Genomic DNA, 14,537 nt, shown 5'->3' with positions numbered 1-14,537 from the left:
CCGCTCCCGCAGGTGACCGAACACCCGGCAATGCGCGACAATGCCGGCAAGTTTCAGGAGTAAACCATGAGTGAAATGATCGATACGCCGGTCGACGGCACCCTCGACGCCACCGGCCTCAATTGCCCGGAACCGGTGATGATGCTGCACCAGCACATCCGTGACCTGGTGCCCGGCGGCCTGCTGAAGGTGATCGCCACTGACCCGTCGACCCGTCGCGACATTCCCAAGTTCTGCGTGTTCCTCGACCACGAACTCGTCGCGCAGCATGAAGAGGCAGGCACCTACCTGTACTGGATCCGCAAGAAGCTCGCTTAACGGGCACAAAAAAGGCCTGCATGTGCAGGCCCTTTTTTTGCGCTCGCTTAACCGGCCGAACGGCTGATGCGGATCCGCTTGCGTGCGCTGCGCGTCAGGCGGATCGACAGCATCAGCGCCGCGCAACTCAAGCCGACGATCAAACCCTGCCACAGCCCGCTCGGGCCGCTCGGCGCACCGAACCAATCGGTCAGGCCCAAGGCGTAACCCACCGGCAAACCGATGCCCCAATAAGCGAACAGCGTCAGGATCATCGTCACTCGCGTGTCTTGATAGCCGCGCAGTGCACCGGCCCCCGTCACTTGGATCGCATCGGAAAACTGGAACAGCGCCGAGTACACAATCAGCATCGCGGCCACGTGAATCACCGTCGGGTCGGCGGTGTAGATCGCGGCGATGGGTTCACGCAGCAACAGCATCATGCTTGCGGAAATACACGCATAAGCCAGTGCCGTGCCCATACCGACCCCGGCAGCGAAACGAGCTTCGCGTGGTTCTTCACGGCCCAGTGCCTGGCCGACCCGCACGGTCACGGCCATGCCCAGGGAGTAGGGGATCATGAACACCAGCGAGCTGAAATTCAGGGCGATCTGGTGCCCGGCGACCACAGTGGCGCCGAGGCTGCCGATCAGCAGGGCGATCACCGCAAAGATGCTCGACTCGGCGAAAACGGCGATGCCGATCGGCAGGCCGATGCCCAGCAAACGTTTGATCACCGCCCACTGAGGCCAGTCGAAACGGCTGAACAACTGGCTCGACTGATAGGCTGGCGCCCAGCGTTCCCAGCCGGCCATCCCCAGCGCCATCACCCACATCACGATTGCCGTGGCCCAGCCGCAGCCGACACCGCCCATCGCTGGCACACCAAAGTGGCCATAGATGAAGATGTAATTGAGCGGAATGTTCAGCGCCAGCCCGCACAAGCCAAGGACCATGGCCGGACGCGTGCGACCCAGACCATCACTGAAACAGCGCAATACGTGATAGAACGCGACGGCGGGCAGGCCGCTGGCGATGCCGTGCAGGTACTGCATGCACGGGCCGATCAGCTCGGGATCGACCTTCATGATATGCAGGATCGGTTCGGCGCTGAACAGCAGGCCGGTCGCCATCAAACCCACCACCAGCGCCAGCCACAAGGCTTGACGCACGATCGGGCCGATCTCGCTGTGAGTGCCGGCACCGAAGCGCTGGGCGACTTTCGGGGTGGTGGCCAGCAGCGTACCGGTCATCAACAGAAACACCGGCACCCAGATCGAGTTGCCGAGCGCGACGGCCGCGAGATCGCGAGGCCCGACCCGTCCCGCCATCACCGCATCGACGAAGCCCATGGCGGTGGTCGCCAGTTGCGCGATCATGATCGGCAACGCCAGGCCGAGCAGGTTTTTCAGCTCCAGGCGAACCCGGGCCGGGCGGTTGAGGGAAATAGCGGCGGTGTGGTCAGTCACGGAATTCAAGGCGAAACGTCCAAAGGATTTTGATGCGCGAGGCGGCGCATTCTACGCCTTGACACAATGGTCAGGAAAAATCCTGTGTTACCGATTTGTAATCCCTCCGGGGGATGTGTCTAGGCGCGGCATGGCATCTGCGCCTAAACTGCCGGTCCGCCAAAGGAGCCTGCCATGTTGATTGTTGCCGACGAAAATATCCCGCTGCTCGATGCCTTCTTCGAAGGTTTCGGTGAAATCCGCCGAGTGCCGGGACGTTCCATCGACCGCGCCACCGTCGAGCAGGCTGATGTGCTGCTGGTGCGATCGGTGACCAACGTTAACCGTGAATTACTCGAGGGCAGCAAAGTGCGCTTTGTCGGCACGTGCACCATCGGCACCGATCATCTGGATCTGGACTACTTTCAACAGGCCGGCATCACCTGGTCCAGCGCGCCAGGCTGCAATGCCCGGGGTGTGGTCGATTACGTGCTGGGCAGCCTGCTGACCCTGGCCGAAATCGAAGGTGTCGACCTGACTCGGCGCACTTACGGCGTGGTCGGCGCCGGTGAAGTGGGCGGGCGGCTGGTCAAGGTTCTGCAAGGTCTGGGCTGGAATGTGCTGGTTTGCGATCCACCACGGCAAGCCGCCGAAGGGGGGGATTACGTCAGCCTCGAGCAGATCATCGAGCAATGCGACGTCATCAGCCTGCACACGCCGCTGGAAAAACAAGGCCCTCAGGCAACCTGGCATCTGTTCGACAAGAGCCGCTTGAGCCAACTCAAGCCCGGCACCTGGCTGATCAACGCCAGTCGTGGCCCGGTAATCGACAACGCCGCCCTGCGTCAGGTGCTGTTGCAACGCGAAGATCTGCAAGCGGTGCTGGATGTCTGGGAGGCTGAGCCTGAAGTCGATGTAGCGCTGGCGGAGTTGTGTGTCATCGCGACGCCGCACATTGCCGGCTACAGCCTCGACGGCAAACAGCGCGGGACGGCGCAGATCTATCAGGCGTTTTGCAAGTTTCTTGAGCAACCGGAACAGGTCAGCCTGAACGATTTGCTGCCAGCGCCATGGCTGTCGGCTGTTACGTTGAATGCTGACACCGATCCGGCCTGGGCGCTGGCGATGTTGTGCCGTGGCGTGTACGACCCGCGCCGTGACGACGCGGATTTCCGCCGCAGCCTTGTAGGCAATGTGAGTGAACAGCGTGCGGCGTTCGATGCGCTGCGCAAACATTACCCGCTGCGACGTGAGATCGATGGGTTGAAAGTGCGGATCGAAGGGGATTCGCCGGCGTTGCAGCGGATCGTGGCGGCCTTAGGCGCAATCTCGGCCTAGAAAACTGACCGGATTCCTACAAAAGCCACACAAAACAGGCACCCATAAAAAACCCGGCCAACAGGGCCGGGTCAAGAAGACGGTGGCTATATCACTTTTGTTCGGCAGGCTTGACCAATCGCTTTTCCAGTTCGCGGCAAGCGTCCTGGATCATGTTTTCAGTGATCGGTACTTCGCGTCCTTCCTCATCGATAATCGAGCAACCCAGAGACTGGTCTGGCTGTGTGCGGATCACTTGAATCTTGTCATCGCTGCTGTTTTGCAAGGACATGGCCTGTCTCCTCATCAGGTTGTGTGCTTACTGTAGAACCGCCAGGTGACCGGGCTGTGACAATTCCCTGCGATCTTCAGGTCGGCATCCCCAGTCCATCAGAAATACCCTGACGTTTCCACCCGGACTTTAGACCAATAATCTCTAGCCACTAGTCTTGGCGGTCATAATTAACCTGACTCATTGTGATTTACAGCGTTCTACCCCGTCGGTCGGTGTAGGCTTGATCGGGTCAAAGCCATTGGTTGCCTCAACGGATGATCTCCATGCTCTCTGCCCGTCATCGCCGCGCCATTCGTCTGGCCAGCCGTTTTATCGCGCCTTATCGCTGGCCGGCCTTAGGTGCCTTGCTGGCGTTGATTGTCACTGCCGGCATCACCTTGTCCATGGGGCAGGGGATTCGCCTGCTGGTGGATCAGGGTTTCATGACCCAGTCGCCGCATTTGCTCAATCAATCCATCGGCCTGTTCATGCTGTTGGTGATTGGTCTGGCGATCGGCACCTTTGTGCGGTTTTACCTGGTGTCGTGGATCGGTGAGCGCGTTGTCGCGGACATCCGCCGTCGGGTGTTCAACCACCTGGTCTACCTGCATCCAGGCTTTTATGAAGACAATCGCAGCTCCGAGATCCAGTCACGACTGACTGCCGACACCACGCTGCTGCAATCGGTGATCGGTTCTTCGTTGTCGCTGTTCCTGCGTAACGGGCTGATGGTGATCGGCGGGATTGTCTTGCTGTTTATCACCAATCCCAAGCTGACCAGCATTGTGGTGATTGCATTGCCGCTGGTGGTCGCACCGATCCTGATTTTTGGTCGCCGGGTGCGCACCCTGTCGCGACAGAGCCAGGATCGGGTTGCCGATATCGGCAGTTATGTTTCCGAAACCCTGAGTCAGATCAAAACCGTGCAGGCCTACAACCATCAGGTGCAGGACGAGCAGCGTTTTGCCGCGACCGTGGAAGAGGCTTTCAATACCGCCCGCAAGCGCATTTTCCAGCGAGCCTGGTTGATTACCCTGGTGATCCTGCTGGTGTTGGGCGCGGTCGGGGTGATGCTCTGGGTAGGCGGCATGGACGTCATCGCCGGGCGGATTTCCGCGGGTGAGTTGGCAGCGTTCGTCTTTTACAGCCTGATCGTCGGTGGCGCCTTCGGTACGCTGAGTGAGGTTATCGGCGAACTGCAGCGAGCAGCAGGGGCGGCGGAACGGATTGCCGAGCTGTTGCGTTCGGAAAACATCATTCAGCCCCCGACCCATGGGCTGGTGACCTTGCCTGAACGGGTGAAAGGCGATCTGGTGCTGCAGGATGTGCGTTTTTCCTACCCGTCGCGTCCTGAAAGCTTTGCTGTCGATGGTTTGAGTCTGACGATCAACGCCGGCGAAACCCTCGCCTTGGTCGGGCCGTCAGGTGCCGGCAAATCGACGGTGTATGACTTGCTGTTACGTTTTTACGACCCCGCTGCAGGACGCATCCTGCTGGACGGTGTGCCGCTGACCCAACTCGACCCTCTGGACTTGCGCCGCTGCTTCGCCCTCGTCTCGCAAACCCCGGCACTGTTCTTTGGCAGCATCGAAGAGAACATTCGCTACGGCCACCCGACGGCGACTTCGGCCCAGGTCCAGGAAGCCGCCAAAATTGCCTATGCCCACGACTTCATCGAGCAAATGCCCAACGGCTACCAGACCCACCTCGGCGACGCGGGTCTCGGTTTGTCCGGCGGGCAACGCCAGCGCCTGGCCATCGCCCGGGCGCTGCTGGTGGATGCGCCGATCCTGCTGCTGGACGAAGCCACCAGCGCCCTCGATGCCCAGAGCGAGCACCTGATCCAGCAAGCCCTGCCTAGCCTGATGAAAAACCGCACCACACTGGTCATCGCCCATCGACTGGCGACAGTGAAAAACGCTGACCGAATCGCGGTGATGGACCAAGGGAAACTGGTAGCGGTGGGAACGCATCAGGAGTTGATTGCGAGCAATGCGTTGTATGCGCGATTGGCTGCGTTGCAGTTTAGTGATGGGCTCCATGCCCCAATCGACCAAGTAACCGACTAAGTAACCGACCAAGTCGAGCACCATAAAAAATGCCCGCATCAATCGATGCGGGCATTTTTTTCAGCGTTTCAAAGCAGGCTCATTGATCGTCAAAGTAACGCTCATGCCAATCCACCAGCGGCTGCGGTGAATTGAGCTTCTGGCCGTAGATCACCGAATACGACAGCACGTTCTGCACGTACTGGCGGGTTTCGTCGAACGGGATGCTTTCCACCCACACATCGAAGCTCAGGTGGTCGGCGCCGCGCAGCCATTGACGCACCCGGCCGGGGCCGGCGTTGTAGGCAGCGGAGGCGAGCACGCGGTTGCCGTTGAACTGGCTATGGACCTGGCTCAGATAAGCGGCGCCGAGCTGGATATTCTTGTCTGGATCGAGCACTTGCTGCGGCGAGGCCAGGGGAATGCTGAACTTGCGCGCGGTTTCCTTGGCGGTGCCGGGCATCAGTTGCATCAGGCCGCTGGCGCCGACGCCGGAGCGGGCATCGTCCATGAAGGCGCTTTCCTGACGAGTGATCGCGAACACCCAGCTCGAGTGCAGGCCACGGACCTTGGCTTCACGCACCAGGGTATCGCGGTGAGCCATCGGGAAGCGGATGTCCAGGTCGTCCCAGTACTGCGCCTTACTGATGGTGCGGATTGCCGGGAAATACCATTTCAGGTCATAGGCCAGTTTCGCCTGGGCGACCATCTCGTCACGACTGAAATGTTGGCTGACGTGGTACCACTCGCGTCGGCCGTCGACGATCTGCCCGCGTGCATGGAACTCCAGCGCGCGGCGCACACCGGGGGTATTGCGTACCTTGTTGATCAGCGCCTGGCTGAGCATCAGCGGTTTGTTGATCAGCGAATAGGGAGACTGCGAGCGATCGGCCGCCAGGAAGCCGTAGAAGTCGCGTTCGCGAGCCAGGCCCTTGTAAAGCGTTTGCGCTTGCGGATTCTGTGGCTGCGCCAACTCCAGGGTGCGAGCCTGCCAGTAACGCCAGCGGTTGGTGGTGGCCAGGTCCTGAGGCAGGCGGCGGGTCAACTGATAGGCGTCGTCCCAACGGGCCAGACGCAACAGCAGGCGCAAGCGCCATTCCGAAACGGTGTTGTCCCGCAGCTCAGGGTCGTATTTGGTCATCACGTCCAGCGCGCGACTGTCGAAACGTCGAGCGAGGGTCAGCCCGATTTCCCGGGCGATCGCGACTTTCTCATCCCGGGAGAAGTGCATGCTGCTGGCGTAGCCGTCGAGCAGGGCCATGGCCCTGTCCGGATCCTGACGGGCCAGGCGGCGCAGGCCAAGGCTGACGATGTCGGACATAGGCTCATCGGCCGGGGTAAAGCGCGACGGCTGATTCAGCAGTTCGGGTTTCTGCGCCACATCCACCAGCAGGCGACCGCGCGGGGCAAGGGTCGTCAGGCCATTGATCAGGCTGTTGGCCAGCGGGTAGTTACCGGCCTGGGCGGCGAGCTTGGTGCGTTCCCAGCGTTTCTGTTCAGTCAGTTGACCATCGGCGGCCCACATGCCGAACACCGCATCGCATGCCTCGGGCCGGGTTTTGCCGCTCAGCCAGAGTTTGTCAGCGTTGGCGTAACCTTCGGCCTTGCGGTTATGGCTGATCTGATACTGCGCGTTCAGGCAGTCCAGTTCGGTGAAATTGAGCTTGGGGTCATAATATTTGACGAACGTTTCCCAATCGCCGCGTTCGGCCAGCCAGCGCAACCAGCGCAATTTCATCCAGTTGGCTTGCGGCAGGTCGCCGTGTTCGGCGAGGAAGTTCTCGATTTCGGCATTGTTTGCGGTTTTCAGCCGCGCGGTCAGTTCGTCATAAGCCAGGTAGGGGGTCAGCGGATAATCGCTGAGCGCCTGGCTATAACGGAAATAGGGGCCGGAATCGCCCTTGGCCAAGGCACGCTTGGCTTCGTCGTAATACTGGCGTTGGGTAGACAGGTCTACCGCCTGGGCGGATTGAACGGCAGCGGCTGTAAGAAGCAAACACGAAAAAAGATTGAAAAGGCGACTGCGCATGAGACATCCGGGCAGAAAAATCATGACAAGTGTCGGCAGGACCGGCACCTAATTATCTGTAGCTTAGCCTTTTGCCAGCAGCGGGTGAAAGCTTTGCCGACATGCCAGCATAAGTTCGCAACAATTGTTGTGCAGAGTGCTCCGACATTGAAATTGCCGGCCTTCTGTAGCCTCAAGTCAGGTAGAATGCGCGCCCGGTTTTTGGAGAAGCTCATGACCCTGCTCAAATTCAGCGATGTGTCCCTTGCTTTCGGCGCTATGCCGTTGTTGGACAAGGTGTCCTGGCAGATCGCCCGTGGTGAGCGGGTGTGCATCATCGGCCGCAACGGCACTGGCAAGTCCAGCATGATGAAGCTCGTCAAGGGCGACCAGAAGCCCGACGATGGGTCCGTTTGGCGCGCGCCTGGCCTCAAGATTGGCGAATTGCCGCAAGAATTGCCGGTAGCCGACGAGCGGACCGTGTTCGACGTGGTCGCCGAAGGCCTCGACGGCGTTGGCGCGTTGCTTGCCGAATATCACCATCTGAGCCAGAACATCGTCACCGACGCCGATCTGGACAAACTGATGCACGTCCAGCACGACCTCGAAGCCCGAGATGGCTGGCGCTTGCAGCAACTGGTCGACAGCACCTTGAGCCGTCTGCAGTTGCCTGCGGACAAGACCCTCGCCGAATTGTCCGGCGGCTGGCGTCGTCGCGTCCTGTTGGCCCAGGCGCTGGTTTCCGAACCGGACCTGCTGCTGCTCGACGAACCGACCAACCACCTGGACATCGGTGCCATCGCCTGGCTTGAAGAAGCGCTGAAGGATTTCCAGGGCGCCGTGCTGTTCATCACGCACGACCGTTCATTCCTGCAGAACCTTGCAACCCGTATCCTGGAACTGGATCGCGGCGGCTTGATCGACTGGAACGGCGATTACGCCAGCTTCCTCGTGCACAAAGAGGCCACACTGGCCGCTGAAGAAACCGCCAACGCGCTGTTCGACAAAAAGCTGGCCCAGGAAGAAGTCTGGATCCGCCAGGGCATCAAGGCGCGTCGCACCCGTAACGAAGGCCGTGTCCGTGCACTGAAAGCCCTGCGCGTCGAGCGTAGCGAGCGTCGTGAGCGTACCGGCAAGGCCAACATTCAGCTCGATACCGCCGACAAGTCCGGCAAGCAGGTGATGGTGCTCGAGAACGTGAGTTTCGCTCACCCGGGCGGCCCGTTCCTGATCAAGGATTTCTCGATGGTCCTGCAGCGTGGCGACCGCATCGGTCTGCTCGGCGCCAACGGTACCGGCAAGACCACGCTGTTGAAGCTGATGCTCAACGGTCTGCAGCCGACCAGCGGCACAGTGGAAGAGGGGACGCGCATCGACGTGGCCTATTTCGACCAGTTGCGCCATCAGTTGGACCTGGAAAAGACCGTGATCGACAACGTCGCTGAAGGTCGCGACTTCATCGATATCGATGGCCAGAGCCGTCACGTGCTGAGCTACCTCGGCGACTTCCTGTTCAGCCCGCAGCGTGCCCGCACGCCGGTCAAGGCGTTGTCCGGTGGTGAGCGTGCGCGTCTGCTGCTGGCAAAACTGTTCAGCAAACCGGCGAACCTGCTGGTGCTCGACGAACCGACCAACGACCTCGACGTGGAAACCCTCGAACTGCTGGAAGAGGTCTTGCTGACCTTCAACGGCACTGTGCTGATGGTCAGCCACGACCGGGCATTCCTCGACAACGTGGTCACCAGCACCCTGGTCTTCGAAGGTGAAGGCAAGGTTCGCGAATACGTCGGCGGTTATCAGGACTGGCTGCGTCAGGGCGGTTCGCCGCGTCTGCTGGGTGTGACCGAGAGCAAGTCCGGCAAGGCCGACCTGAACTCGGCTGTCGTGACGGCCGAACCTGCACCGGTTGCTGCAGTGGAAACGCCAGCGCCGGTGGCGAAAAAGAAACTCAGCTACAAGTTGCAGCGTGAGCTGGAAGCCTTGCCTGGCCAGATCGAAGCCATGGAGCAGCAGATCGCGGTGGTTGAAGCGCAGATGGCGGACGTCGGCTTCTATCAGCGTCCTCCTGCCGAGACGGCTGCAGTGATCGCTCAGCTTGAGCAGTTACAGGCTGAACTCGACGTAATGGTCGAGCGCTGGGCCGAACTGGATGCCTGATTGATCCGGCTATGAAAAAGCCCGGCTTCACTCGTGTGAATGCCGGGCTTTTCGTAAGGGTTTTATTGTTGCTTGTTGTCAGCTTTTTTGCAGGCGCACGGCAAGTACATCGCAAGGCGCGCCGTGCAGCACGTCATTGGCAGTGGAGCCGAGCAACAGTGCCAGGCCATGCCGGCCATGACTGCCCACCACGATCAGGTCGCACGTTTGCTCCTTGGCGAGATGGTGAATCTCCTGTCGCGGCTGGCCGTAGGTCAAGTGGCTGTATTCCTTGGAGAGCTCCGGGTATTTCAGGATCAACCGCTCAAGGCGCTCCTTGGCCTGATCGAACTGTTGCTGTTGCAACTGGGAAAGGTCCATCGGCACGTCGCCGCCAAAAGCCATGGCCATCGGCTCGACGATATGCACCAGGGACAGCTTTGCGCCATTGCTCACCGACAGTTCGCGGGCGCGGTGGATTACAGGATCGCACTCTTCGGTTAGATCTACAGCGACCAGAATATGGTGGTAGGGCATGAGGTGCTCCTCCTGAGGATTGCAATATTGGTAAGTATGGCTGGTTTCAAGCGCATTGGTTTCAACGTGACCCAATGGGCTCATCAAGAATCGGGAGTACAGATATGACGGTCTGGATAGTGGTGTCAATCCTGCTGGTGGTGCTGAGCCCGCTGGCCTGGTTGCGACCGTCTCGTGTCCAGAGCGGTCGCATGGCCCTGCGCATGGAGGCGCGACGCATTGGCCTTGCCATGCAATTGGCGCCCCAGGAATGGCCGCACTGGCTGAGCCAGGAGCCGCCAAGCCCTTGCGCCCAGTACCACCGACCGCGCCGTGGCACTCAGCCGGCGTGCTGGAGCTATTGGCAGAAGGCGCCGGGTGTGTGGGTCAATCAGTGGCAGGAAGCCTGCGAGGATGGAGTGCTGCTGAATCATTTCGAAAAATTGCCTGCCAACGTCTACAAGGTCGAGGCAGACAAGCAAATGATTGCCCTGTATTGGGGCGAGAAGGGCGAAGCCGAGGTTCTGCAACAGATCGACGCTACGCTCAAGGCGCTCGCCTGAACCCGATTTCCCCCCTACGCAGTCGTGCGTCGTCGTCCGGAAGGCAGGCAATAAAAAGCCCGACATCATCATCGGGCTGGGGTTGGCCAGGCAGGCCGGTAATTCTTTGTGGCACAGATCTTACGCTTGGCATTCGTCAAAAGCGTTCAATTTTTTCTTCAGGGTCTCGCCAGCCTAGCCTGTTAAACACAGGTTGCCGCTAATTAGGGCGACTTTTCTAACTATTGATTCTATGAATGGCCTCACATGCATCCGCGTGTTGCAGGGCTTCGTGGTACGGAAGTGACCGGAAAGTCGCGTTTCAACCCGTATTTTGGGCGATTGACAATTGCCGGAAATTCCGTGAAGGTGACACACCCAAATCAAACGGGCGTATGAATTGAGCGTTTGTATTACAGACGGCTCCTACAGAATCCCGACTATCGCGTTGGCGGGTGTGCCGGGTGAGTTGGCGTTAGCATTGACAATAAACGTCCCTGCCGAGCCAGCCGCCTGCGTCCGACGTGTACTGTTCAGCTTCCATATCGTGGAGATCAGTTGATGATTTACGAAGGTAAAGCCATCACGGTTAAGGCTCTTGAAAGTGGCATCGTCGAACTGAAGTTCGACCTCAAGGGTGAGTCCGTCAACAAGTTCAACCGTCTTACCCTGAACGAACTGCGTCAGGCTGTAGACACCATCAAGGCAGATGCTTCGATCAAGGGTGTGATCGTCAGCAGTGGCAAGGACGTATTCATCGTCGGCGCCGACATCACCGAATTCGTCGACAACTTCAAGCTGCCGGATGCCGAGCTTGTTGCTGGCAACCTCGAAGCCAACAAGATTTTCAGCGATTTCGAAGACCTCAACGTCCCGACTGTCGCCGCGATCAATGGCATCGCACTGGGCGGCGGTCTGGAAATGTGCCTGGCGGCGGATTTCCGCGTCATGGCCAGCACCGCCAAAATCGGTCTGCCGGAAGTCAAGCTGGGCATCTACCCAGGTTTCGGCGGTACCGTGCGCCTGCCGCGCATCATCGGTGCCGACAACGCCATCGAGTGGATTGCCGCCGGTAAGGAAAACCGCGCTGAAGACGCACTGAAAGTCGGTGCCGTCGACGCGGTGGTCGACTCGCAGAAATTGCACGAAGCGGCGCTGAACCTGATCAAGGGCGCCATCTCCGGCACGTTTGACTACAAGGCCAAGCGTCAGCCGAAGCTCGAAAAGCTCAAGCTCAACGCCATCGAACAAATGATGTCGTTCGAAACCGCCAAAGGTTTCGTGGCCGGTCAGGCGGGCCCGAACTACCCGGCGCCGGTCGAAGCGATCAAGACCATCCAGAAAGCCGCGAACTTCGGTCGCGACAAGGCCCTGGAAGTCGAAGCCGCCGGTTTCGTCAAACTGGCCAAGACCTCTGCCGCACAGAGCTTGATCGGTCTGTTCCTGAACGATCAGGAGCTGAAGAAAAAGGCCAAGGCCTACGACGAAATCGCCAAGKAAGTGAAGCAGGCCGCCGTATTGGGCGCCGGCATCATGGGTGGCGGTATCGCCTATCAGTCGGCCTCCAAAGGCACGCCGATCCTGATGAAGGACATCAACGAACACGGTATCGAGCAAGGTCTGGCCGAAGCCGCCAAGCTGCTGGTTGGCCGCGTTGATAAAGGTCGCATGACCCCGGCGAAGATGGCCGAAGTGCTCAACGGCATTCGTCCGACCCTGTCCTACGGCGATTTCGGTCACGTCGATCTGGTCGTCGAAGCCGTGGTCGAGAACCCGAAGGTCAAGCAAGCCGTTCTGGCCGAAGTCGAAGACAAGGTCAAAGAGGACACCATTCTCGCGTCCAACACCTCGACCATTTCCATCACCTTGCTGGCCAAAGCCCTCAAGCGTCCGGAAAACTTCGTCGGCATGCACTTCTTCAACCCGGTGCACATGATGCCGCTGGTTGAAGTGATCCGTGGCGAGAAGTCCAGCGAAGTGGCCGTTGCCACCACCGTTGCCTACGCCAAGAAAATGGGCAAGAACCCGATCGTCGTCAACGACTGCCCGGGCTTCCTGGTCAACCGTGTGCTGTTCCCGTACTTCGGCGGTTTCGCCAAGCTGGTCAGCGCCGGCGTGGACTTCGTCCGCATCGACAAGGTCATGGAGAAATTCGGCTGGCCAATGGGCCCGGCATACCTGATGGACGTGGTCGGCATCGACACCGGCCACCATGGTCGTGACGTCATGGCTGAAGGCTTCCCGGATCGCATGAAGGACGATCGCCGTTCGGCCGTCGACGTGCTCTATGAAGCCAAGCGCCTGGGCCAGAAAAATGGCAAGGGCTTCTACGCCTACGAGACCGACAAGCGTGGCAAGCAGAAGAAAGTCGCCGATCCGTCGGTGCTGGAAGTGCTCAAGCCGATCGTGTTCGAACAGCGCGAAGTCACTGACGAAGACATCATCAACTGGATGATGATCCCGCTGTGCCTGGAAACCGTGCGTTGCCTGGAAGACGGCATCGTCGAAACCGCCGCCGAAGCCGACATGGGTCTGGTCTACGGTATTGGTTTCCCTCCATTCCGTGGCGGTGCGCTGCGCTACATCGATTCGATCGGTGTGGCAGAGTTCGTTGCCCTGGCTGACCAGTACGCTGATTTGGGCGCGCTGTACCACCCGACCGCGAAGCTGCGTGAAATGGCCAGGAACGGTCAGAGCTTCTTCGGTTAAGCGCCCACACTAGAGCGAGAGTGAACGTATATGAGCTTGAATCCTAGAGACGTCGTGATTGTCGACTTCGGTCGTACACCGATGGGCCGCTCCAAGGGCGGCATGCACCGCAACACCCGCGCCGAAGACATGTCGGCACACCTGATCAGCAAATTGCTGGAACGCAACGTCAAGGTTGATCCGAGCGAAGTCGAAGACGTGATCTGGGGCTGCGTGAACCAGACCCTGGAGCAGGGCTGGAACATCGCCCGCATGGCGTCCCTGATGACTCAGATTCCACACACCTCGGCCGGCCAGACCGTCAGCCGTCTGTGTGGCTCGTCGATGAGTGCGCTGCACACTGCCGCGCAAGCAATCATGACCGGCAACGGTGACGTGTTCGTCGTTGGCGGCGTCGAGCATATGGGTCATGTGAGCATGATGCACGGTGTCGATCCGAACCCGCACATGTCCCTGTACGCGGCGAAAGCCTCGGGCATGATGGGCCTGACCGCAGAAATGCTCGGCAAAATGCATGGCATTACTCGCGAACAGCAGGACGCCTTTGGCGTGCGCTCCCACCAACTCGCCCACAAGGCGACCGTGGAAGGCAAGTTCAAGGACGAAATCATCCCGATGCAGGGCTACGACGAGAACGGTTTCCTGAAACTGTTCGACTACGACGAAACCATTCGTCCGGAAACCACCCTGGAAAGCCTGGCGGCTCTGAAGCCGGCGTTTAACCCGAAGGGCGGCACCGTGACTGCTGGTACTTCGTCGCAGATCACCGACGGTGCTTCGTGCATGATCGTGATGTCGGCACAGCGTGCCCAGGACCTGGGCATCCAGCCGCTGGCGGTGATTCGCTCGATGGCAGTGGCAGGTGTGGACCCGGCGATCATGGGCTATGGTCCAGTACCGGCAACGCAGAAAGCATTGAAGCGCGCGGGCCTTGGCATCAACGATATCGACTTCTTCGAGCTCAACGAAGCTTTCGCCGCACAGGCCCTGCCAGTGCTGAAAGATTTGAAAGTGCTCGACAAGATGAACGAGAAGGTTAACCTGCACGGCGGCGCGATCGCCCTGGGTCACCCGTTCGGTTGCTCCGGTGCACGTATTTCGGGCACCTTGCTGAACGTGATGAAGCAGAATGGCGGCACCTTCGGGGTGGCTACCATGTGCATTGGTCTCGGCCAAGGCATCTCCACCGTCTTCGAACGCGTTTAAGCGTTTCGTCGATGGAAGCCGGGGCCAAGTGCCCCG

At 59.7% G+C, this 14,537-nt stretch carries 11 protein-coding genes; 7 read left to right on the top strand and 4 right to left on the bottom strand.

Translation table 11 applies throughout. From position 1 onward, the window contains the following. Nucleotides 1-66: 66 nt before the first annotated feature. Nucleotides 67-318, top strand: a complete 252-nt coding sequence (gene tusA / locus AC1D2Q_RS02700; RefSeq protein ID WP_007907805.1) for a sulfurtransferase TusA — start codon at nucleotides 67-69, stop codon at nucleotides 316-318. A gap of 47 nt (nucleotides 319-365) precedes the next feature. Here the strand turns inward: tusA and AC1D2Q_RS02695 are convergent, their stop codons facing one another. Further along, a complete protein-coding gene (locus AC1D2Q_RS02695; protein ID WP_477812171.1) occupies nucleotides 366-1,775 on the bottom strand; it encodes an MATE family efflux transporter in 1,410 nt (469 codons plus the stop codon). A 165-nt stretch (nucleotides 1,776-1,940) separates the two neighbouring features. Here AC1D2Q_RS02695 and pdxB point away from each other — a divergent pair, with 165 nt between their 5' ends. Further along, nucleotides 1,941-3,083 carry a 4-phosphoerythronate dehydrogenase PdxB gene (gene pdxB, locus AC1D2Q_RS02690; RefSeq protein ID WP_477812170.1) on the top strand — a complete coding sequence of 381 codons (1,143 nt, stop codon included), beginning with the start codon at nucleotides 1,941-1,943 and terminating at the stop codon, nucleotides 3,081-3,083. A 91-nt stretch (nucleotides 3,084-3,174) separates the two neighbouring features. On the opposite strand, the gene AC1D2Q_RS02685 is transcribed toward pdxB, so the two are convergent. Then, a complete protein-coding gene (locus AC1D2Q_RS02685) occupies nucleotides 3,175-3,354 on the bottom strand; it encodes a PA1571 family protein (protein WP_477812169.1) in 180 nt (59 codons plus the stop codon). A 257-nt stretch (nucleotides 3,355-3,611) separates the two neighbouring features. On the opposite strand from AC1D2Q_RS02685, the gene AC1D2Q_RS02680 reads away from it, so the two are divergent. After that, nucleotides 3,612-5,405 carry an ABC transporter transmembrane domain-containing protein gene (locus tag AC1D2Q_RS02680; protein WP_477812168.1) on the top strand — a complete coding sequence of 598 codons (1,794 nt, stop codon included), beginning with the start codon at nucleotides 3,612-3,614 and terminating at the stop codon, nucleotides 5,403-5,405. A 79-nt stretch (nucleotides 5,406-5,484) separates the two neighbouring features. Here the strand turns inward: AC1D2Q_RS02680 and AC1D2Q_RS02675 are convergent, their stop codons facing one another. Continuing rightward, the gene (locus tag AC1D2Q_RS02675) at nucleotides 5,485-7,413 is read right to left on the bottom strand and encodes a transglycosylase SLT domain-containing protein (protein WP_477812167.1); all 1,929 of its coding nucleotides are present in this window, start codon (nucleotides 7,411-7,413) and stop codon (nucleotides 5,485-5,487) included. Nucleotides 7,414-7,626: 213 nt separating this feature from the next. On the opposite strand from AC1D2Q_RS02675, the gene AC1D2Q_RS02670 reads away from it, so the two are divergent. Next, entirely contained in the window at nucleotides 7,627-9,549 is a 1,923-nt protein-coding gene (locus AC1D2Q_RS02670; RefSeq protein ID WP_477812166.1) for an ATP-binding cassette domain-containing protein, read from the top strand. A gap of 78 nt (nucleotides 9,550-9,627) precedes the next feature. Here AC1D2Q_RS02670 and AC1D2Q_RS02665 read toward each other — a convergent pair whose 3' ends face one another. Then, on the bottom strand, nucleotides 9,628-10,065 hold the full coding sequence (locus AC1D2Q_RS02665; protein ID WP_007933196.1) for a universal stress protein: 438 nt from the start codon (nucleotides 10,063-10,065) through the stop codon (nucleotides 9,628-9,630). Between the two features lie 104 nt (nucleotides 10,066-10,169). Between AC1D2Q_RS02665 and AC1D2Q_RS02660 the strand changes: the two genes are divergently transcribed. The 3 genes from AC1D2Q_RS02660 to fadA all read left to right on the top strand — a co-directional run bounded on the left by AC1D2Q_RS02660 (nucleotide 10,170) and on the right by fadA (nucleotide 14,501). After that, nucleotides 10,170-10,607 (top strand): hypothetical protein, encoded by a 438-nt coding sequence (locus tag AC1D2Q_RS02660; RefSeq protein WP_477812165.1) that lies wholly within the window; start codon nucleotides 10,170-10,172, stop codon nucleotides 10,605-10,607. Nucleotides 10,608-11,147: 540 nt separating this feature from the next. After that, nucleotides 11,148-13,295, top strand: a complete 2,148-nt coding sequence (gene fadB, locus AC1D2Q_RS02655) for a fatty acid oxidation complex subunit alpha FadB (RefSeq protein ID WP_477812164.1) — start codon at nucleotides 11,148-11,150, stop codon at nucleotides 13,293-13,295. Between the two features lie 30 nt (nucleotides 13,296-13,325). Beyond that, a complete protein-coding gene (gene fadA / locus AC1D2Q_RS02650) occupies nucleotides 13,326-14,501 on the top strand; it encodes an acetyl-CoA C-acyltransferase FadA (RefSeq protein WP_007933190.1) in 1,176 nt (391 codons plus the stop codon). The last annotated feature ends 36 nt before the right edge of the window (nucleotides 14,502-14,537 follow it).

This window comes from Pseudomonas sp. P1_A1, assembly GCF_056406935.1.
The sequence above is the reverse complement of the archived record's forward strand: the minus strand, read 5'-3'. Positions and strand labels throughout refer to the sequence as shown.

Excerpts from the sequence above, each read along its gene's own strand:
- tusA (WP_007907805.1), top strand. The coding sequence starts at position 67 with ATGAGTGAAATGATCGATACGCCGGTCGACGGCACCCTCGACGCCACC.
- AC1D2Q_RS02675 (WP_477812167.1), bottom strand. The coding sequence starts at position 7,413 with ATGCGCAGTCGCCTTTTCAATCTTTTTTCGTGTTTGCTTCTTACAGCC.
- fadA (WP_007933190.1), top strand. The coding sequence starts at position 13,326 with ATGAGCTTGAATCCTAGAGACGTCGTGATTGTCGACTTCGGTCGTACA.
- AC1D2Q_RS02665 (WP_007933196.1), bottom strand. The coding sequence starts at position 10,065 with ATGCCCTACCACCATATTCTGGTCGCTGTAGATCTAACCGAAGAGTGC.
- pdxB (WP_477812170.1), top strand. The coding sequence starts at position 1,941 with ATGTTGATTGTTGCCGACGAAAATATCCCGCTGCTCGATGCCTTCTTC.
- AC1D2Q_RS02660 (WP_477812165.1), top strand. The coding sequence starts at position 10,170 with ATGACGGTCTGGATAGTGGTGTCAATCCTGCTGGTGGTGCTGAGCCCG.
- AC1D2Q_RS02680 (WP_477812168.1), top strand. The coding sequence starts at position 3,612 with ATGATCTCCATGCTCTCTGCCCGTCATCGCCGCGCCATTCGTCTGGCC.
- AC1D2Q_RS02685 (WP_477812169.1), bottom strand. The coding sequence starts at position 3,354 with ATGTCCTTGCAAAACAGCAGCGATGACAAGATTCAAGTGATCCGCACA.
- AC1D2Q_RS02670 (WP_477812166.1), top strand. The coding sequence starts at position 7,627 with ATGACCCTGCTCAAATTCAGCGATGTGTCCCTTGCTTTCGGCGCTATG.